This is a genomic window from Mycobacterium palustre (assembly GCF_002101785.1).
In the GTDB taxonomy this organism is placed as follows: Bacteria; Actinomycetota; Actinomycetes; order Mycobacteriales; family Mycobacteriaceae; genus Mycobacterium; species Mycobacterium palustre.
Map to the genome: position 1 here is coordinate 1 of NZ_LQPJ01000087.1, position 19,422 is coordinate 19,422.

Consider the following 19,422-nt stretch of genomic DNA (forward strand, 5'->3'; position numbering starts at 1 on the left):
CGACACGCCACACCCCACCCGGGGGTTCTCCTCACATCAAGCCGACACGCCTGCTACCAACGTCCTGGCCGAGTACACCTAGGGTGTGGCGCCTAGGGTGTTGCTATGAAGTATCTCGACGTCGACGGGGTCGGACGGGTCAGCCGAATCGGCCTGGGCACCTGGCAGTTCGGGTCGGTCGAGTGGGGCTACGGCGACAGCTATGCCGGCGGCGCCGCCCGCGACATCGTGCGCCGCGCCCTCGCCATGGGGGTGACGCTGTTCGACACCGCCGAGGTGTACGGGCTGGGCAAGAGCGAACGGATCCTCGGCGAGGCCCTCGGCGACGAGCGCGCCAACGTCGTGGTGGCCAGCAAGATCATGCCGGTCGCGCCGTTCCCCGCTGTGATCAAGCAGCGCGAACGCGCCAGCGCGCGGCGGCTGGGGCTCGACCGCATCCCGCTCTACCAAATTCACCAACCCAACCCCGTGGTTCCCGATTCGGTGATCATGCCGGGCATGCGCGATTTGCTCGACGCCGGGCGGATCGGCGCGGCCGGCGTCTCAAACTATTCGCTGGCGCGCTGGCGCAGGGCCGACGCGGCCCTCGGGCGGCCGGTGATCAGCAACCAGGTGAATTTCTCGCTCGCCCACGCCGGTGCGCTAGACGACCTGGTCCCCTTCGCCGAGCGCGAGAACCGCATCGTGATCGCCTACAGCCCGCTGGCGCAGGGGCTGCTCGGCGGAAAGTACGGCGTGGACAACCGCCCCGGCGGGATCCGCGCGCTGAACCGGCTGTTCGGCACCGAGAACCTGCGCCGCGCCGAGCCGCTGCTGCAGACCTTGCGCGACGTCGCCGCCGAGGTCGACGCCAAGCCGGCCCAGGTGGCGCTGGCGTGGCTGATCAGCCTGCCGGGGGTGGTCGCGATTCCCGGCGCGTCGAGCGTCGAGCAACTGGAGTTCAACGTCGCCGCGGCCGACATCGAGCTGCCCCCGGCGTCCCGCGACGCCCTCACCGAGGCGGCGTGGGCCTTCCGGCCGACGTCGAGCGGGCGTTTCCTGGCGGAAAGGATTAGCGAGCGGTTAGGCCGCTAGGCCGATGGTGGCGGCCCGCCGCGCCCGGCCCGGCCCGGCTACGCGAACGCCGCGGGGCTCGCCGACGCACCCCGGGCCACCACGACCGGCATCGACGTCGCCGCGTCGGTGCGCAGGATCGTGTGCACCACCTCGACGAGGTCCTCGACGGGCATGAGTTTGCCGGGCATGCAGCCGCGCGAGGACCAGAGCGGGACGGCCTTGACTGCGAGGTCCATGTCCCAGCCGACGTTCATTCCGGTTTGGCCGTCGCCCTCCCCGCCCGCGCACTCCCCCACGATCAGCGAGGTGAACCCGATGTCGGGGTGCTCGGCACGCCACGCCTCGACGAGCCGCTCCAGCGCGGCCTTGCTGACGCCGTACGCTCCCAGCCCCGGCCAGGGCGGCCCGAATGTGCCCGCGTCGGAGGACAGGTAGACCGCCTTGCCCGCCGACGCGGTCAGGTGCGGCACGGCGGCCGCCGTCACCAGCGACGCGCCGATGACATTGGTGTCGAAGATCCGCCGCCACGTCTGGGCGTCGGTGTCGACCATCCGGACCAGCGGCCCCACAGCCGGCGTGTAGACGAGGTTGTCCATCCCGCCGAGCGCGTCGGCGGCGGCGCCGATCGCCGCCCGGCACGACGACTCGTCGGTGACGTCGCATTCGACGGCGACAGCCCCCGGTCCCGCCTCCGCGGCCGCCGCCTCGATCCGCTCCCGGCGCCGGGCGAGCAGCGCGACCCGGTCACCGCGCCGCGCGAGGCCGACACCGATGCAACGCCCGAGTCCGCTCGAGGCGCCAACCACGACTGTCCTTGACATATTCGCCCTCTCCTGTAACGAGCACGCCGCAGGCACAGCGTATCTACCAGGAGCGGGTCAGAACACCCGCGCGCCAAAGCCCTGAAGCGCTCAGCTACCCTCGGGGGCTTGCAGCACCACGGCGGTGTGCGCGTCGACGGTGAGCGCGCCGCCCCCGGGGACCTCCTCCGCCGGCGTCTCCTCCTCCGGCCCGGTGAACAGCACCAGCCGCCACGAAGCGCCGAATTCCTTTGCCGGAAGGGTGAATTCGATCGGCTCGTAGTGCGCGTTGAAGCACAGCAGGAATGAGTCGTCGAGCACCCGCTGGCCGCGCGCGTCGAGGTAGGGGATGCCGTGGCCGTTGAGGAAGACCGCGACGGACTTCGCAAATCCCGCGCCCCAGTCCTCCTCGGTCATCTCGGTGCCCTCCGGGGTGAACCAGGCGATGTCGGGCAGCCCGTCCTGGCCGCGGCGGCCGAGCGGCTTGCCGGAAAAGAACCGGCGGCGGCGGAAGACCGGATGCTCGGCGCGCAGCGCCGACACCACCCGCGTGAACTCGAGCAGGCCGGCGTCGGCTTTGGACCAGTCGATCCAGGTGAGCTCGTTGTCCTGGCAGTAGCCGTTGTTGTTGCCTTGCTGGGTGCGGCCGAGCTCGTCGCCGTGGCAGATCATCGGCACGCCCTGGGACAGCAGCAGCGTGGTGAGGAAGTTGCGCTGCTGGCGGGCGCGCAGCGCGTTGACGCCCGGGTCGTCGGTGGGCCCCTCCGCGCCGCAATTCCACGACCGGTTGTGGCTCTCCCCGTCGTTGTTGTCCTCGCCGTTGGCCTCGTTGTGTTTCTCGTTGTAGGACACCAGGTCTCGCAACGTGAACCCGTCATGCGCGATGACGAAGTTGATCGAGGCGACCGGCCGGCGCCCGGTGTGCTCGTAAAGGTCGGCGGACCCGGACAGGCGGTAGGCGAACTCGTCGAGCGTGGCCGGCTCGCCGCGCCAGAAGTCCCGGACCGTGTCGCGGTACTTGCCGTTCCATTCGGTCCACTGCGGCGGGAAATTGCCCACCTGGTAGCCGCCCGGCCCGACGTCCCACGGCTCGGCGATCAGCTTCACCTGGCTGATCGTCGGATCCTGTTGCACCAGTTCGAAAAACGTCGCCAGCCGGTCCACGTCGTAGAACTCGCGGGCCAACGTGGCGGCGAGGTCGAAGCGGAAGCCGTCGACGTGCATCTCGAGCACCCAGTAGCGCAGCGAGTCCATGATCAGCTGAAGCGCGTGCGGGTGGCCGACGTTGAGGCTGTTGCCCGTGCCGGTGTAGTCCATGTAGTAACGCCGATCGTCGTCGACCAGCCGGTAGTAGGCGGCGTTGTCGATCCCCCGCATCGACAGCGTCGGGCCCATGTGGTTGCCCTCGGCCGTGTGGTTGTAGACCACGTCGAGGATGACCTCGATGTCCGCCTCGTGCAGGGCGCGCACCATCGCCTTGAACTCCTGCACCTGGCCGCCGGGAGACGCCGCGCTGGAGTACTTGAAGTCGGGCGCGAAGAACCCGATCGTGTTGTAGCCCCAGTAGTTCGACAGGCCCTTGTCGACCAGGGTGGAGTCGTTGGCGAAGTGGTGCACCGGCATCAGCTCGATGGCGTTGGCGCCGATGCCCTTGAGGTGCTCGATGATCACCGGGTGCGCGACTCCCGCATAGGTGCCGCGCAGCTGTTCGGGGACGTCCGGATGGGTCTGCGTGAGACCCTTGACGTGCGCCTCGTAGACAACGGTGTCGGCGTACTGGTGGTCCGGCGGGCGGTCGTTGCCCCAGTCGAAGAACGGGTTGATCACCACCGACTTGGGCATGAACGCGGCGGAGTCGTCGTCGTTGCGGCTGTCCGGGTCGCCGAAGTTGTAGCTGAAGAGGGCCTGGTTCCACTCGAACGACCCGTCGATGGCCTTCGAATACGGGTCCACCAGCAACTTGTTGGGGTTGCACCGCAAGCCGTTCTGCGGGTCGTACGGGCCGTGGACGCGGTAACCATACCGTTGTCCGGGTTCGATGTTGGGGATGTAGGCGTGCCAGACGAATCCGTCGACCTCGGGCAGCACGACGCGACTCTCGGCGCCGCCGCCGTCGAACAGGCAGAGCTCCACCCGCTCGGCCACCTCACTGAACACGGCGAAGTTGGTGCCGGCGCCGTCATACGTCGCGCCGAGCGGATAGGCCTTGCCCGGCCACACTTCACCGGTGGGCGTGGGGGCGACGTTTCCTGGGCTGGTCATGGCCGGCTTCATACCCCGTCCGAGCGGGGCGCAAACTCCGCTGGCCGCCGGCTTGCGCCTTGCCGCCGTGTGGATGCGAAACGTCTTGGCGCATTGTGCCTTTCGTACTCAGGCGCGAGGGCGCTGCTTGAGCGGGTGCTCGCTTTCGATCAGCGCTCTGGCGATGTCGATCACCTTGATGTTCGATTGTTGGGAAAGCCGGGTGAGCAGCTCGAACGCCTCGTCGGCGTCGAGGTTGAAGCGCTCCATGACCACCCCTTTGGCCTGCCCAATGGTGTCGCGGGTGGCCAAGGCGCTGCTGAATTGGTCTTGGCGGCGCATCACCGACCAGGCCAAGGCGACGTGGGTGGCGAAAATGCCGCCCAGCTCAAGTGATTCGTCGCCGAACGCGCGAGGGGCGTCGGCATAGAAGCTGAGCGCGGCCATGGCGGCGCCGTCGACGAGCAATTCGTAGGACAGGATCGAGCGGATCGGGGTCTGCTCGAGCGCACATTGCTGGTACCTCGGCCAGCGCCGGTCGACTTTCAGGTCGTCGACACGCATCATGCAGTGCTCCCAGGCGGCGGCCAGGCACGGCCCTTCCGCGAGCTGGTTCTGAATCGAATCCAAGACCATCGGGTATCTATGCGTGGCCGCCGCGGTGGTGACCTTTTTGTCCTTATGCGCCAAGGTGATCCCCGCGTACTGGCAACCCGGTACGTGCCGGGCGCCACTGTCGGCGAGCTCATGCAGCCCGACGGTCGTTTCCGTTGCGTGGCGGCCCAGGTCGGCTACCAACCCCGCCAGCTGAGCAACTATGGTGCTGTTGCCACCTGGCATGACTCTCACCCCCTGAGGGTTCCGGGTCACCGCCCTGGCGCGGTGATCGGCCCGGACAACCGCATGGCCAGCCGGTGCCGCTGCGGCGCCGTAGCCGAACGTGCGGATGCCCGGCGCGCCGCCATCACGTGGCCCGGAACGCCGTTGCGGCTAACAACGCGGTTACGCACGACACAAACTCTACGAGCCTAAAAGCGAAGCGCAAGCCGTCCCGACGACCCGGCCGGCAACCCCGACCGCGCAGCGTCGGACGGCGCGGTTCTCTAGACTTGCCGGTGATGACGTCCATCGTGATCATCGGCAGCGGCTTCACCGGCTTCACCTGCGCCCGACATCTGACCCGGATTCTCGGCCGCCGGGGTGCACCAGTCGACATCACGATGATTTCACCGGTCGACTACATGCTCTACACGCCCTTGTTGCCAGACGTGGCCGGCGGGGTGGTCGACGCCCGCTTCGTCGCGATTCCCCTGGCCAACAGCCTCAAGGGGGTCCGCGCCGTGCGTGGCCGCGTCGACGCGGTGGACTTCGCGCGGCGGACGTTGACCTACCGCGATCCCGAGGAACGCGGCCACAGCATGTCCTGGGATCGGTTGGTGCTTACACCGGGATCGGTGACGCGGCTCTTCGATGTGCCGGGGCTCGCGGCGCACGCGCGGGGACTGAAGACCACCGCCGAGGCGCTCTATCTGCGCGATCACTTCGTCGAGCAGCTGGAGTTGGCCGCGATCGAGGAGGACCCCAAGGCGGCTGCCGCCCGGCGCACGGTCGTCGTGGTGGGGGCGTCCTATTCGGGCACCGAACTGGTCGCCCAGCTGCGCGCGCTGGCCGACGCCGCGGCCAAACAAATGAGATTTGACGCCGCCGACGTCAAGTTCTTGCTGCTCGACACGGCCGAGCAGGTCATGCCCGAGGTCGGCAAGAAGCTGGGCGATGCCGCGCTGGCGGTGTTGCGCCAGCGCGGCATCGACGTCCGGCTGGGCACGACGCTCAAGGAAGCGCACGCCGATCACGTTGTGCTCAGCGATGATTCGCGGGTAGACACGCACACGCTGGCCTGGGTGACCGGGGTGACCGGCGCACCGTTGATCCAGAATCTCGGATTACCGACCGAGCGGGGCCGGCTGAAGGTCCAACCGGACCTCCAGGTGCCCGACCACCCCGGCGTGTTCGCCGCCGGCGACGCAGCGGCGGTTCCGGACCTGACGCAACCGGGAAACTTCACCCCGCCCACCGCGCAGCACGCGACCCGGCAGGGCAAGGTGCTCGCCCGCAATGTGGCCGCCAGCCTCGGCTACGGCACCAGCAAGCGCTACAAACACCGCAACCTGGGGCTGGTCGTCGACCTGGGACCGAGGTATGCGGTGGCCAATCCGCTCAACGTGCACCTGTCCGGATTTCCCGCCAAGGCCGTCACGCGGGCCTACCACCTCTACGCCATCCCGCGACCGGTCAACCGGTGGGCGGTGGCGCTGGCCTACCTGACCGACGCGCTGTTCCCGCGGTCGGTGGTATCGATCGGGCTCTCATCGGAAGACGATGCGCGATTCACGGCCAGCGAGGGTATCCCCATGCCCAAGACCAGCTGAGGCGCTGGGGGCCGGCGGCCCCGAGCGTCAGCGGGCGTCGCGGTGGTTTCGCCTTTTCGACCGCGCGCCCTTGGCCGCGCTGCGCAGCGACCGGTTGGTGGTGCGCAGGTTTGTGTTGGCCGCCGAGAGCGCGGCGTTGTCGTCTTCCAGGCTCAGGATGCGGCCGATGCCGGCCAGGTTGACGCCGGCGTCGACGAGCGCGCTGATGCGCTGCAGCCGGGCGATATCGGCCGCGCTATAGCGGCGGGTTCCGCCGTCGCTTCGAGCGGGGGTCAGCAGCCCATGCCGTTCGTACAGGCGCAGCGACTGCACCGGAACACCGGACAGTTCGGCGGCCACCGAGATTCCGTAAACCCCCTGATCGGGCGCCGGCGTACCGCTGTCGCCAGTGCTGTCCGTCACCGGGATCTTCTTAGCTACTCGCACAGAAACCATTTACCACGCTTGCGCTCTTCTGTCGAGAATGATATATAAAATCTATGTCATTAGGCATAGGAATAGCCGCTTCACGACCCGCAGATTGGAGTGACAGAGGTGACCGCCATGCCGATGCGAACCGACCCCTTCCGTGAGCTCGACCGCTTCGCCCAACAGGTGATGGGCACGGCCGCCCGGCCCGCGGTGATGCCGATGGACGCCTGGCGTGAGGGAGAGCAATTCGTCGTCGAATTCGACCTGCCAGGGATCAACGCCGACTCGCTCGACATCGACATCGAGCGCAACGTGACCGTGCGCGCCGAGCGGCCCGCGGTCGACCCCAACCGCGAGATGCTCGCCACCGAGCGGCCCCGCGGTGTGTTCAGCCGCCAGCTCGTGCTCGGTGAAAACCTCGACACCGACAGGATCGAGGCCGCCTACCACGAAGTCGTCCTGAGCCTGCGCATCCCGGTGGCCGAGAAGGCCAAGCCGCGCAAGATTTCGGTCGCCCGCGGCAACGGGCACAAGGCCATCGACGAGAACTCGTCGAAGCGGGAGGTCATCGACGCGTGATCCTCGGCCGGCGGCTCGGCACCCGGCTCGCGTCGGGTGCCGGCCCGGCGCCACGACCGGCGAATACCCGGCCCTAGCAGGCCCCTAGGAGGCGAGGTTCAGCACGATGAAATGGGAACTTGACGGCCAGACGCCCGACGTCGAGCGGGCGTTGGCCGGGGGCGTGCCGCAACGGGTGGGCTGGTTCCGGTTCTACTTCGCCGATCAACGGTGGGAATGGTCCGCCGAGGTGCAGCGGATGCACGGCTACGAGCCGGGCACCGTCAGCCCGACCACCGACCTGGTGCTGGCGCACAAACACCCCGAGGACCGCGGGCAGGTCGCGGCCACCATCGACGAGATCGTGAACACGCGAAAGGCGTTCAGCACCCGCCACCGCATCATCGACACCGCCGGGCAGGTGCGCCACATCATCGTGGTCGGCGACCAGCTCGTCGACGCGGCCGGCGATGTCATTGGGACGCACGGGTTCTACGTCGACGTGTCTGCGCCGCTCGAGCAGGCACAGGAGGACGCCGTCACCGCGAGGCTGGCCGAGATCAGCGAAAACCGCGCCGTCATCGAGCAAACCAAGGGCATGCTGATGCTCATCTACGGCGTCAACGAAACCGCCGCCTTCAATTTGCTGCGATGGCTGTCGCAGGAGGCCAACATCAAGCTGCGGGTGCTGGCCGAGCGGATCGCCGAGGACTTCCGCGGCGCGGGGGTGGAACTCAACGCCCAGTCGGAGTTCGACCATTTGCTGCTCACCGCGCAACGGCGCGTCCGCCGCGCGACCGGCCGGCCGTCACGCAAGCGCGGGGTCGACGCCGCCGGAGGAACCGAGGAAACCGGTTGAGCGGCGCCGCTTTCGGACTACCTTGACCGGCTGGCCAGCGGTCGCCGCTCCGCGGGCCAAACGCGGACTCCAGCAACAGCCGACGTTCGGCGGCGGCGACGGTGCGCCGGGTGGCGGGCACCGCGTCCGGATTGACCGACACCGAGGTGATCCCCATCCGGACGAGGTGTTCGGCGAAGCTCGGTTTGGTCGACGGCGCCTGGCCGCACAGCGACGAGGTGATGCCCTGCTTGCGCGCGATCGCCACGATGCTGGCGATGGCGTCGAGCACGGCGTCGTCGGATTCGTCGAACAGCTCGGCACAGATATCGGAATCGCGGTCGACGCCGAGGATCAGCTGGGTCAGGTCGTTGCTGCCGATCGACACCCCGTCCACCCCCAGGCCGATGTACTCGGGAAGCCAGTACACGACCGACGGTACCTCGGCCATCACCCAGCGGTGCAGGCCGCGCTGCGAGCCCAGCGGGCTCCGGTCGACCAACGTCAGGCAGGCCTCCAGCTCCCATCGCGTCCGCACAAACGGAATCATCAAATGCACGTTAGGGTTTCGCTCCCGCACGCGGGCCAGTGCCTGAAGCTCGAGGGCGAAGAGGTGCGGGTCGCTGATGTAGCGATAGCAACCGCGATAACCGATCATCGGATTGTGCTCGACCGGCTCGTAGGCTTCCCCGCCGCGCAAGCCGCGAAACTCGTTGCTGCGGAAATCGGTGGCCCGGTAGATGACCGGCCGGGTCCCGAAGGCCGACGCGATGCGGCCAATCGACGACACCAGGGCGTCGACCAGTTTGTCCTGCTCGCCGTGCGCGATGAGGTCACGCGGATGCCTACCCGAAAGCGCCTGAGTAAGCATGAATTCGGCGCGCAGCAAACCCACACCGTCGACATCCTGCGCGGCGACCGCTTCGGCTGTGTCGGGTATGGCCAGGTTGACATAGATCTTGGTGGCGGTCGTTTCGTGGCTACCGGCCGCAACGGGGGGCGGCTGCACCGCTGCGGCCCGCGCCTGCGGGGCAAGGCCTCCGGCGGTGACGCTTCCCCGGCCGCCGTCGACGCTAACCGTCTGGCCGTCATGCAGGACGATTGTCGCGTCCCGGGCGCCGACCACACACGGCACCCGCAGCTCGCGCGCCACGATGGCCGCGTGGCAGGTCATGCCGCCGGTCTCGGTCACCAGCGCCGCCGCGCGGCGGATCGCCGGCAGCCAATCCGGGTTGGTCATCGGGGCGACCAGGATCTCGTTGTCCCGTAGGCGGGCGCCCTCTTCCGGACAGCGCAGCACGCACACCCGCCCGGACGCCGAACCGGGCGCCGCGGGCAGTCCGCGCAGCAGTACCTCGTCTGGCCGCGAGTCCTCGGATGCGTCGTGGCCCAGTGTGGTGATGGGCCTGGCCTGCACCAGCCAGATGTTGCCGGAGGCGATCGCCCATTCCACATCCTGTGGGCAGCCGTGGTGCGTTTCCACCGCGATCGCCAGCTCGGCGATGCGGCGCAACGACGGGTCGTCGAGGACGCGCGCCCGGGCCTGTTCGGGATCCAAATCCACGGTGACGTCTCGCCCGTCGGGTCCGCGCTCGATCTTGAACGCCTGGTAGCCGACCTTGACATCGATTACCTGCAGGGACTTCTTGTCGACGACATAGGTGTCGGGTTGCACCTTTCCGGACACCACGACTTCACCCAGGCCGAGCGCGGCTTCGATGACGATGTGCGCCGGATCCCCGGTGCTGGGGTCGGTTGTAAACGCGACTCCCGACTGCTCGGAGGCGATCATCTGCTGGACCACGACGGCCATTGCCGGATCGGCGGTAAAGCCCCGGCTGGCGCGGTAGCTGATCACGCGCGGACTGAACAGTGACGCCCAGCATTGCGTGACGGCTTTCACCAGCGCTTCCTCGCCGGTCACGTTGGTCAACGTTCGGTTCATGCCGGCGAACGACGCGTCGCGACCGTCCTCGCCGGTTGCCGAAGACCGCACGGCTACAACACAATTCGGGCCGAGCCCGCGATAGGAGCGCAGCAGCTGATCGCGCACGCCCTCGCTCACACCGGCCTTGGTCACCAGGCTTTGCATCCGCCGGCAGAGCCCGGAGAGCCGGGCGTCGTCGTCGACCGCGGTCAGCGCCTCGCGATGCAGCGCGGCGAGTTCGGCGTCCACTCCCCCCGCCCGCATCGAGGACTTGTAGGCGCCGCGCAACAACACGAATCCCGGCGGCACCGGAAGGCCCGCGGCAACGAGCTCGCCCATGTTGGCGCCCTTGCCACCGGCCTCCTCGGCGTCGGCGAGGCGCAATGCCGAGATGTCTGCGACATATTCGCGTGCGATTTGGGTTGTCACGTCTGCTCCCTTTCGTTCAGGATCTGTCTCTGCGCTGCAAGCCGGGCGCGTGGATCGTTCGACGCCAGATGTCGTGGGCCCGCTGCACGGAGTGCTCAAGCGATCCAGAGGTGTCCAGTGGGTGCGCGGTCTCCCAGCAGTCGCGATGGGATGCCAACGCGGCGGCGATCTCGGGAGTCACATCGGAGTTCCCTGGGCGCCGCGTCGCTATTCTCCCGGCGGCCAGATCCACCGTGGCCACGCACACGAGCTCCACCAGAGCCGAAAACGTCTCGGAGGCAACGCGATGGGCGTGAGCACGAACGTGGGGATCGCGCCAGGTCCCGTCGAGGATCACCGATTGCCCGCTGCCCAAAAGCGCGCGTGCGCGGTGCAGGGCTACCTCGTAGACCGTCCGGACGTTACGGGGGCTATACAGCCCGGCATTCAGAACGCCCGAGTCCCCGGTGATGGCACCCGATTCTCGTAGTTCCCGCCGTATGTCATCGGTTGAAATAACTTGAGCATCAACTTTTTTAGCGAGTGAGTACGCAATGGTCGATTTGCCGGTGCCGGGATTCCCGCCGACGAGCGCCAGGCGGACGCTACCCTTTTGAAGGTGCTGGGAAGCGATCGCGAGGTGCCGCGCAGCGTCTTCGGCGGCCTGGGATTTTCCCTGAAACAGCCGTACGCAGTCGACCTTCGCCCTCACGACGGCACGATAGGCGACGTAGAAGTCGCGCAACGACGACGGTGCCGCGTCGGCCGCATATTCGGCGTAGCGTTCGAAGAAATAGTCGGCCAGGTCTTTGCGGCCCAAAAACTCTAGGTCCATCGCCAGGAAAGCCGCATCGTCGATGCGGTCGACATAGCGGAGTCGGTCGTCGAACTCCAGGCAGTCGAGCAGCGCCGGTTCGCCGTCAACCCAGAAAATGTCGTCGGCCTGCAGATCGCCGTGGCCGTCGACGATGCATCCGTCTTCGATGCGGCGGTTGAATACGGCGGCCCGTCCCGAAGTGAAGTCGCAAGCAAGGCGCTGGATCCGCGACAACGTGTCGAAGGAAACCCCTGCGATCGACTGGTCCGCGAAGCGATTCAGTTCCACCAGGTTTTCGCGCCAGCGTTGGTCGACTGCGCCGACCGTGCCCTGGGCGTCGATCAGCCGACTTCGCTCACCCCGTTTGTGAAAGCGGGCCAGGACACCGGCGATGGTGTCCAGTACGCCTCGAATGGATGGCTCGGGGCCACGAGTCACCATGGAGGCCAACCGGTCGTCGTCGTGGTAGCGCCGCATGACGACGATCGGTTCGGCCGACCCGCCCGCGGGGTCGGTGAGATGGGCGACCCCGAGATAGCTCTCTGGCGACAAGCGGCGGTTCAACTCGACTTCGCGGCGGCAGGCGCGCTCCCTCTGCTGCGGCGTGCGAAAGTCGAGAAAGCCCGTCAATACCGGCTTCTTTGCCTTGAACGCTCGGTCGCCGGCCAAAACCACCACGCCCGTGTGGGTTTCGTGCACCTCGACGTAGGGCGCTGCGATCCTCGTCGCCGAGTGGCCGGCTGGTGATGCGGACATCCGTGCCACGCCCTAGGACGGCCGCGCGACGATCACGGGCATCCGGACAGAGTGGACGACGGCGTTGCTGACCGATCCCAACAGCGTCCTGGCGATGGCGCCGCGGCCGTGGCTGCCGACGACAACCAACTGCGCGGTTTCCGACCGTCGAATCAACTGATGAGCCGGCCGGTCGCACGAGAGGATGCGGTGGACCGTGACGTCGGGGTAGCGCTCCTGCCACCCCGCCAGGCGCTCGGATAGGCTGCGCTCCGATTCGGCCTGCGCCACTTCCCAGTCGAATCCGGGGAATTCGAGCGCCTGGGTGTCGCTCCAGGCATGCAGCGCTTCTAGGTCGACCCCACGGCGGGACGCCTCGTCGAACGCGATGGCCGTCGCGAGTTCCGAGGCCGGCGATCCGTCAATGCCCACCAGTACGGGAGCCCCGCGGGGGTGCGGCATCAACGGATCTTCGTCCCGAACGACCGCCACCGGGCACTTCGCGTGCCGGACCACGCTCGAGCTGACCGAGCCCAACAGCGCCCGGCCCACCGCTCCGCGTCCGGTGCTGCCGACGACGACCATCTCGGCCTCGCCGGACATGTCGATTAGGGTGGGCACGGGGGGTGAGCACCTCATCTCCGTGGTGGTTGTGATCGTTCGGTCCGGCGCGACGGCATCTTCGGCGATCTTGACGGCCTGCTCGAGAACCCGGCGGCCGTCGTCTTCCTGCCAGAGCGCAACTCCGGCAGGAAGCGGTATCTGGGGAAAGGTGGGCACGTAGGTGCTGTAGGCGTGGACGACGGTCAGCGGGACGTTGCGCATCGCCGCATCACGAGCTGCCCAGCAAACGGCGGCGTTTGACGCGGGCGATCCGTCGACCCCGACGACGATGCCGTAACGCGTTACGTGCGTGGCCATTTTTCTTCTCCTTCGGTTGCCGAAAACGCTATTGCCGGAATCGTCGTCGCACATGAGGCTTTAGTGCCTAACCTGGTGGCCCTGAGACCTTGCCGCTTCGGTGACTCGGCGGCCGGTCGAGGACGGCAGGGCCTTCATGACTGTAAGTTCTTGTCGACGTGGATATTTCGCGACGCAGCTTAGGAAGGCCGCGCGACGATCACGGGGGTATGGCTGGCGTGAACGACCGCATTGCTGACCGAACCCAACAACGTCCGGGCGATGCCGCCTCTGCCGTGGCTGCCGACGACGACAAGCTGAGCCGATTCCGACTCTTCGATCAGCGCTCGGCCCGGGTGGTCAAAAGCGAGGAGTCGGCGCACTTTGACGTCGGGGTAGCGCTCTTTCCAGCCGGCCAGATACTCGGCCAGACTGCGCTCCGCTTCCTCCGCCCAGTCCACCCATGGCAGCTGGTACACCGCGGCGTCGCTCCACGCGTGGAATGCCGTCAGCTCGACACCGCGACGCGACGCCTCATCGAGCGCAATTTCCAGCGCACGCTCCGACGCCGGCGAGCAGTCGATTCCCACCAGGACGGGGGCTCGATCGGAACGCGGCGTGTACGAAGCCTCGGAGCGAATCACCGCGACCGGACACTTCGCACCGTGGACCACACCCGAACTGACCGACCCCAGCAAAACCCGGGCGACCGCGCCGCGCCCGTTGCTGCCGACAACGATCATCTCTGCCTCTTTGGACAGCGCGATTAGCGTCGACACTGGGGGTGAAGGCCTCACCTCCGTTGCGATTGAGATCTTCCGGCCCGTCGGCACGGCGTTTTCGGCGATCTTGACCGCCTGTTCGAGAATTTTTCGTGCGTCGTCTTCCTGCCCGACGCCGCTCGGCATCGGTATCCGCGGAAACGTCCGCACGAACGTCTCGAACATGTGGACCAGGGTCAGCGGGACATTTCGCATAGCCGCCTCGCGTGCGGCCCAAACGACAGCGGCATCCGATGCCGCCGATCCATCAACCCCGACGACGATGCCATGGTGGTTCACGGGTGCAGACATGTTGTTTTCCTTCGGTCTCGGTCACCGAAAACGCTATTGCCCGAACAGTCGACGATCATGAGGCTTTGGTCCCCGACCGGATGGACGAGAGACCTTCATCGGTCCGCCGGGGTTGATCGGGGACGGCGATGTGGCATCGTCACAGGGGTGACCGAATGGCCCGCCACCATCGACCGGCGATACCACGATGCGGTGATTCTGGGGCTCGACAGCGTGGTGGACGAGACCGCGCCGGGAGTCGCCGAGGCACGAGACTCCGCCGGTCCACTGCTGCGGCGGCTGCGCGACGTGGGCGCCACGGCGGCCGTGTACTCAGCCACCCGAGACTGCGCGCGAGTGTTGCGCGCCGCGGGAATTGACAGCCTTGTCAGCGTCGTGGCCGGCGAACCCGAGATCGCCGGGAAGCCCGACGCTTCCCTGGCCGAAGCGGCGAGGCGCCTGGGGGTCCTCCCCGTTCGGTGCGTGGTTATCGACCGCGACCAAGCCGTCCTAAGAGCCGGCAGGGAGGGCGGCTTCAACCTCGTCATCGGGCTCGAGTGCAACGGACACGCCGATGAACTGTTGTCCTGCGGGGCCGATGCCGTAGTCGCCGACCTCGCCGAGATATCCGTGCGAAGCGGTGGCACCGCCAGGTCGGCCATAGCCGACGCCATGCAGGGCTACAGCCAGCTCAAGGAACTGCTGATGACCCGGCGACCGGTGGTGTTCCTCGACTTCGACGGCACGTTGTCCGACATCACCCGGGACCCGGAATCGGCGGCATTGGTAGACGGTGCCGCCGAGGCGTTGGGCGCGCTGGCCGCCCAGTGCCCCGTGGCGGTGATCAGCGGCCGCGATCTGGCCGATGTCCGTGAACGCGTCAAAGTCGGCGGGGTGTGGTATGCCGTCAGCCACGGCTATGAATTGGCCGCGCCCGACGGCAGCCTGCACGAGAACGCAGACGCCGGCGTGATCGCTAGCGTTGCCCGCGCGGCCCACCGATTGGCAAAGATGCTGAGCGGTTTGTCGGGAATAGTCGTGGAGCACAAGCGCTTTGCGGTCGCTGTTCACTACCGCAATGCCGATCCGGCAGACATCGACAGGGTGATCGCGGCGGTCCATACTCTCGGACGTTCCGAGGGTCTGCGGATCGCCAACGGCCGCAAGGTGATCGAGCTGCGTGCCAACATGGACCGGGAAAGGGGCACGACGCTCAATTGGCTGCTCGAGCACATCGAGGCCGGCGATAGCCCCACCGAAGCTAATGCCGTCCTGCCGATCTACATCGGCGACGGCATCACCGACGAAGATGCCTTCGACGCGGTCGAATTCGACGGAGTGGGGATCGTGGTGCGGCACAGCGAGGACGGCAACCTCCCGTCCGCCGCCCTGTTCAGTCTCGAAAGCCCCTCCGCGGTTGTAGAATTCGTCCGTCGGTTGGCCAAAGATCTGGAAATCTTCTCGTCGAGGCCTGGCGACGCCTGGGAACTCGTTTACGAGGGCTACGACCCGAAGTATGAGCGGCTGCGCGAAACCTTGTGCACCGTCGGCAACGGCTATGTCGCTACCCGTGGTTGCGCGCCGGAGGCGACGGCATCCGAGGCCCATTACCCCGGCACATACGCCGCCGGCGTCTACAACACACTGGCCGATCGAATCATGGGCCGCAGCATCGAGAACGAGAGCCTTGTCAACCTGCCCAACTGGCTTTCGCTGACATTTCGGATCAACGACGGGTCGTGGTTTCACATAGACGACGCCGAATTGCTGGACTATCGGCAGACATTCGACCTAAGGCGGGCGACGCTGACCCGCAGACTCCGATTCCGAGACGGCGCGGGGCAGATCACCACACTGACCCAGCAACGGTTCGCATCCATGCACCAGCCTCACGTGCTTGCCATGCAGACCACGATCGGTGCGGAGAATTGGTCGGGCACGGTCGAGTTCAGGTCTCTCCTGGACGGAACGGTGCAAAACACGATGGTCGAGCGCTACCGCTCGCTGTCGAGCGCTCATCTCACCGAATCGGTGATACACGAAACGGCATCCAACTCGGTGGCGTTGTGGACACAAACCTCGCAGTCGCGCATCTCGATCGCGGTCGCGGCCCGCACCACCGTGTGGTGCGACGATGCATTGGCCGACGCACACTACAAATTCGTGCGGGACGGCAACCGTGGCGGTCACGATATTCGGGTCGCGCTGTCCGCGGGACAGTCGGTCGCACTGGAAAAGGTCGCGACCATCTTCACCTGCCGGGACAGCGCCATATCCGAACCGGCGAGCGCCGCGCAGCAACATCTCGATGCGGCCGGTCGATATGCCGATCTTCACCATCGGCACGCCCGGGCGTGGGCCCGGCTGTGGGAGCAGTGCAGCGTGGGCCTGTCCGACAGCGCGGGGGCATTGCGGGTCCTCCGGCTGCATCTGGTGCACTTGCTGCAGACGCTTTCGCCGCACACGGCCGAACTCGACGCCGGAGTCCCGGCGCGGGGGCTGCACGGCGAGGCCTACCGGGGCCATGTCTTCTGGGATGCGCTGTTCGTCTCCCCGGTTCTCAGTCTGCGGCTGCCGAACATCTCCCGGTCGCTGCTGCTCTATCGGTATCGGCGGCTTCCCGAGGCGCGACGCGCCGCTCACCGGGCGGGCTATCTCGGCGCGATGTATCCCTGGCAATCGGGCAGCGACGGGCGTGAGGTGAGCCAGCAAGTGCACCTCAATCCGCGGTCCGGGCGGTGGAACCCGGATGCCAGCGCGCGTGCGCACCACGTCGGTCTCGCCATCGCGTACGACGTGTGGCAGCACTACCAGGTGACCGGTGACCGCCAGTTTCTCATCGACTACGGAGCCGAGATGCTAACCGAGATCGCACGTTTCTGGGTGGGCCTGGCCAACTTTGACGACAGTCGCGGCCGCTACACGATACGAGGGATCATCGGTCCCGACGAGTTCCATTCGGGCTATCCCGGCAAGGAATACGACGGGATAGACAACAACGCCTACACCAACGTGATGGCGGTCTGGGCGATATTGCGGGCGATGGACGCACTGGACCTGCTGCCGCTGCGGGACCGGCTCGATCTGGTCGGGAAAATCGACCTGGGCGCAGCCGAGCTCGATCGGTGGGATCACGTGACCCGGCGCATGTTCGTCCCCTTTCACGACGATGTCATCAGTCAGTTCGAAGGCTATTCTGAACTGGCCGAACTGGATTGGGAGCACTACCGTCGGCGGTACGGAAACATCCAGCGACTCGATCGCATCCTGGAGGCGGAAAACGACAGCGTGAACAACTACAAGGCGTCCAAACAAGCCGACGCGCTGATGCTGTTCTACCTGCTGTCGTCGGAACAGTTGCTGGGCCTGTTCGGCCGGCTCGGCTACCACTTCACGCCCGAGCAGATCCCGAAGACCATCGATTACTACCTGTCGCGCACCTCGGAAGGATCGACGCTCAGCGCGATCGTGCATTCGTGGGTTCTTGCCCGCGCCAACCGGCACCAAGCCATGCGGTATTTCGGGCATGTGCTGGGTTCCGATATCGCCGACACCCAAGGCGGTACCACGTCGGAGGGGATACACCTGGCCGCGATGGCCGGCAGTGTCGATCTGCTGCAACGGTGTTTCACAGGACTGGAGACGCGCGATGACCGGCTGGTGCTCGGCCCGCACTGGCCGGAAAGCCTCGGCCCGATCGAGTTCCCATTCGTATACCGCGGCCACCGCCTGCACCTGCGGATCAGCGGACGAACCGGGCATTTGACGTCCGAGGGCGGCACCTCGGGACCGATCATGGTCGAATGCCGCGGCCGCGTACAGCATCTCCGGCCCGGATGCACCATCGAGGTCGCCTGAACGCCACCGCCGGTGACCCTGGCCCCCGTAACGGGGGACGAACGACCCTGCCGGCATGCCGCATCGCCCAATAACCTTTGAGTTTGTCGGCTCCCGGGACTGTCCGGTACCCGGTTTTCAGGAGGACGCAAATGAACCATGCGCAAGCGCCAACGCGGATAGTCGTCGGTATTGACGGCTCGGACGCGGCGATCAATGCGGCCAAATGGGCGGTCCCCGAGGCCGTCAGCCGCAACATCGCGCTACGGCTCATCCATGCGATCCCCGAACGGAATGCGGATGCGACCGGGGGCGATGAGAGCCTGGATGTCGGATTCGCCGAGGCGTCGCTGCGCGCCGCCGATGCGGCGGTGCGGGCCATGGGCGAGCCGGTCAAGGTTGAATGCGGCATCGTGCACGGATCGCCGGAAAACGCCCTGATCGACGAATCGCGAAACGCTGCAATGATTTGTGTCGGTTCCGTGGGCATCGGGTGGGTGGCACGCAAGGTCCTCGGCTCGACCGCCAACGCCGTGGCCCTAAACGCCCATTGTCCGGTGGCGATCATTCGTTCCAACCGCGAAGCCGCGGAGTCAGATTCCGCGTATGTCGCCGTCGTCGTCGAAGACTCACCCGGCAACGACGCGGTTCTCGAACACGGCTTTCGGGAAGCGCGGCTTCGTCAGGCACCGATTCTTGCGATGGGAGTGTGGCCATGGGGCCTCGGTGAGATCCCCTACCGCCAGCTGGATGATCGGCTCGGTCCCTGGGTATCGCGGTATCGCGAGGTGCACGTGCTCCCGGCCGCCGCGAGGCGCGGGGCCGCCGAATTCCTCACCCACACCCAGGAATCCGTTCAGCTCGCCGTGGTGGGGAATGACGACGCGAACAAGGTGGCGCGGATCGTCGGTCCGATCACTCCACACCCGCCCGGCCGCGCCGTATGTTCGGTTCTCGTAGTGCGCAGCTGACGGCCGAGGCTGTCGTTCAGCCGGCGGCCCATTTTTTGGCGCGTTCAAGCTCACCGAGCCCGAATACCGCGACCTCGCCGGGGATCACCCATGCCAGCGCATGCACGACATGGGCGACCCAGTCTTTATCGGACACGACGGCGATTCGCCTGAAGGCCGAATGATGCGGCAGGACAGTGCCGAAGCCCAGCTTCAGGTCCTCGACGAACCCGCCGGCCCCGAAGCCTTCGTAATCGGAGGCGATGACTTCCACTATCCTGATCTCGTCAGTCTTCAGCAGCTCTTCGATGGCGGGCTTGAAGTGGCGCAGCTCGTCACCTTTCAGCCGGCCCGACACGCGGATACCTGTTACGCCTTCCGGCATGTGGCTGTGACAGCCTGATTTGGCCCCGGGTGGGCGGTCGAAAGTGGCCCCACCTGTGTGGTCGCGGGTGTGCTGTTG

General features: G+C 66.8%; 15 protein-coding genes. 6 read left to right on the forward strand and 9 right to left on the reverse strand.

The features are described 5' to 3' along the window. Nucleotides 1-105 precede the first annotated feature (105 nt). Nucleotides 106-1,074: an aldo/keto reductase gene (locus AWC19_RS09255; protein WP_085077761.1), complete on the forward strand. Its 969-nt coding sequence runs from the start codon at nt 106-108 to the stop codon at nt 1,072-1,074. 38 nt (nt 1,075-1,112) lie between these two features. Here the strand turns inward: AWC19_RS09255 and AWC19_RS09260 are convergent, their stop codons facing one another. From AWC19_RS09260 to AWC19_RS09270, 3 genes are all read right to left on the reverse strand, one after another. After that, nucleotides 1,113-1,877: an SDR family oxidoreductase gene (locus AWC19_RS09260; protein WP_085077762.1), complete on the reverse strand. Its 765-nt coding sequence runs from the start codon at nt 1,875-1,877 to the stop codon at nt 1,113-1,115. 90 nt (nt 1,878-1,967) lie between these two features. Beyond that, on the reverse strand, nt 1,968-4,118 hold the full coding sequence (glgX, locus tag AWC19_RS09265) for a glycogen debranching protein GlgX (protein ID WP_085077772.1): 2,151 nt from the start codon (nt 4,116-4,118) through the stop codon (nt 1,968-1,970). Between the two features lie 108 nt (nt 4,119-4,226). Further along, the gene (locus AWC19_RS09270; RefSeq protein WP_085077763.1) at nt 4,227-4,937 is read right to left on the reverse strand and encodes a GAF and ANTAR domain-containing protein; all 711 of its coding nucleotides are present in this window, start codon (nt 4,935-4,937) and stop codon (nt 4,227-4,229) included. 278 nt (nt 4,938-5,215) lie between these two features. Between AWC19_RS09270 and AWC19_RS09275 the strand changes: the two genes are divergently transcribed. Beyond that, the gene (locus tag AWC19_RS09275; protein ID WP_085077764.1) at nt 5,216-6,526 is read left to right on the forward strand and encodes an NAD(P)/FAD-dependent oxidoreductase; all 1,311 of its coding nucleotides are present in this window, start codon (nt 5,216-5,218) and stop codon (nt 6,524-6,526) included. Between the two features lie 27 nt (nt 6,527-6,553). Here the strand turns inward: AWC19_RS09275 and AWC19_RS09280 are convergent, their stop codons facing one another. Continuing rightward, nucleotides 6,554-6,928 (reverse strand): MerR family transcriptional regulator, encoded by a 375-nt coding sequence (locus tag AWC19_RS09280; protein ID WP_085077765.1) that lies wholly within the window; start codon nt 6,926-6,928, stop codon nt 6,554-6,556. 141 nt (nt 6,929-7,069) lie between these two features. Between AWC19_RS09280 and AWC19_RS09285 the strand changes: the two genes are divergently transcribed. Both AWC19_RS09285 and AWC19_RS09290 read left to right on the forward strand, forming a co-directional pair. Next, nucleotides 7,070-7,516 (forward strand): Hsp20/alpha crystallin family protein, encoded by a 447-nt coding sequence (locus AWC19_RS09285; protein WP_085077773.1) that lies wholly within the window; start codon nt 7,070-7,072, stop codon nt 7,514-7,516. Between the two features lie 106 nt (nt 7,517-7,622). Then, complete coding sequence (locus tag AWC19_RS09290) at nt 7,623-8,354, forward strand: PAS and ANTAR domain-containing protein (RefSeq protein ID WP_085077766.1); 732 nt, start codon at nt 7,623-7,625, stop codon at nt 8,352-8,354. Here AWC19_RS09290 and ppsA read toward each other — a convergent pair. The 4 genes from ppsA to AWC19_RS09310 form a co-directional block, all read right to left on the reverse strand. Continuing rightward, complete coding sequence (gene ppsA, locus AWC19_RS09295; RefSeq protein ID WP_245848856.1) at nt 8,263-10,689, reverse strand: phosphoenolpyruvate synthase; 2,427 nt, start codon at nt 10,687-10,689, stop codon at nt 8,263-8,265. The genes AWC19_RS09290 and ppsA overlap by 92 nt on opposite strands. A 16-nt stretch (nt 10,690-10,705) precedes the next feature. After that, nucleotides 10,706-12,241, reverse strand: a complete 1,536-nt coding sequence (locus tag AWC19_RS09300) for a bifunctional aminoglycoside phosphotransferase/ATP-binding protein (RefSeq protein ID WP_085077767.1) — start codon at nt 12,239-12,241, stop codon at nt 10,706-10,708. A 12-nt stretch (nt 12,242-12,253) separates the two neighbouring features. Further along, nucleotides 12,254-13,141, reverse strand: coding sequence for a universal stress protein (locus AWC19_RS09305; RefSeq protein WP_085077768.1), 888 nt, complete (start codon nt 13,139-13,141; stop codon nt 12,254-12,256). Between the two features lie 179 nt (nt 13,142-13,320). After that, a complete protein-coding gene (locus AWC19_RS09310; RefSeq protein ID WP_085077769.1) occupies nt 13,321-14,193 on the reverse strand; it encodes a universal stress protein in 873 nt (290 codons plus the stop codon). A gap of 147 nt (nt 14,194-14,340) precedes the next feature. Between AWC19_RS09310 and otsB the strand changes: the two genes are divergently transcribed. Together otsB and AWC19_RS09320 are read left to right on the forward strand one after the other, a co-directional pair. Beyond that, nucleotides 14,341-18,030 carry a trehalose-phosphatase gene (gene otsB, locus AWC19_RS09315; protein WP_264072186.1) on the forward strand — a complete coding sequence of 1,230 codons (3,690 nt, stop codon included), beginning with the start codon at nt 14,341-14,343 and terminating at the stop codon, nt 18,028-18,030. 131 nt (nt 18,031-18,161) lie between these two features. After that, entirely contained in the window at nt 18,162-18,980 is an 819-nt protein-coding gene (locus tag AWC19_RS09320; RefSeq protein WP_085077770.1) for a universal stress protein, read from the forward strand. Nucleotides 18,981-18,996: 16 nt separating this feature from the next. Here the strand turns inward: AWC19_RS09320 and AWC19_RS09325 are convergent, their stop codons facing one another. Next, complete coding sequence (locus AWC19_RS09325) at nt 18,997-19,344, reverse strand: SpoIIAA family protein (protein ID WP_085077771.1); 348 nt, start codon at nt 19,342-19,344, stop codon at nt 18,997-18,999. Nucleotides 19,345-19,422 lie beyond the last annotated feature (78 nt).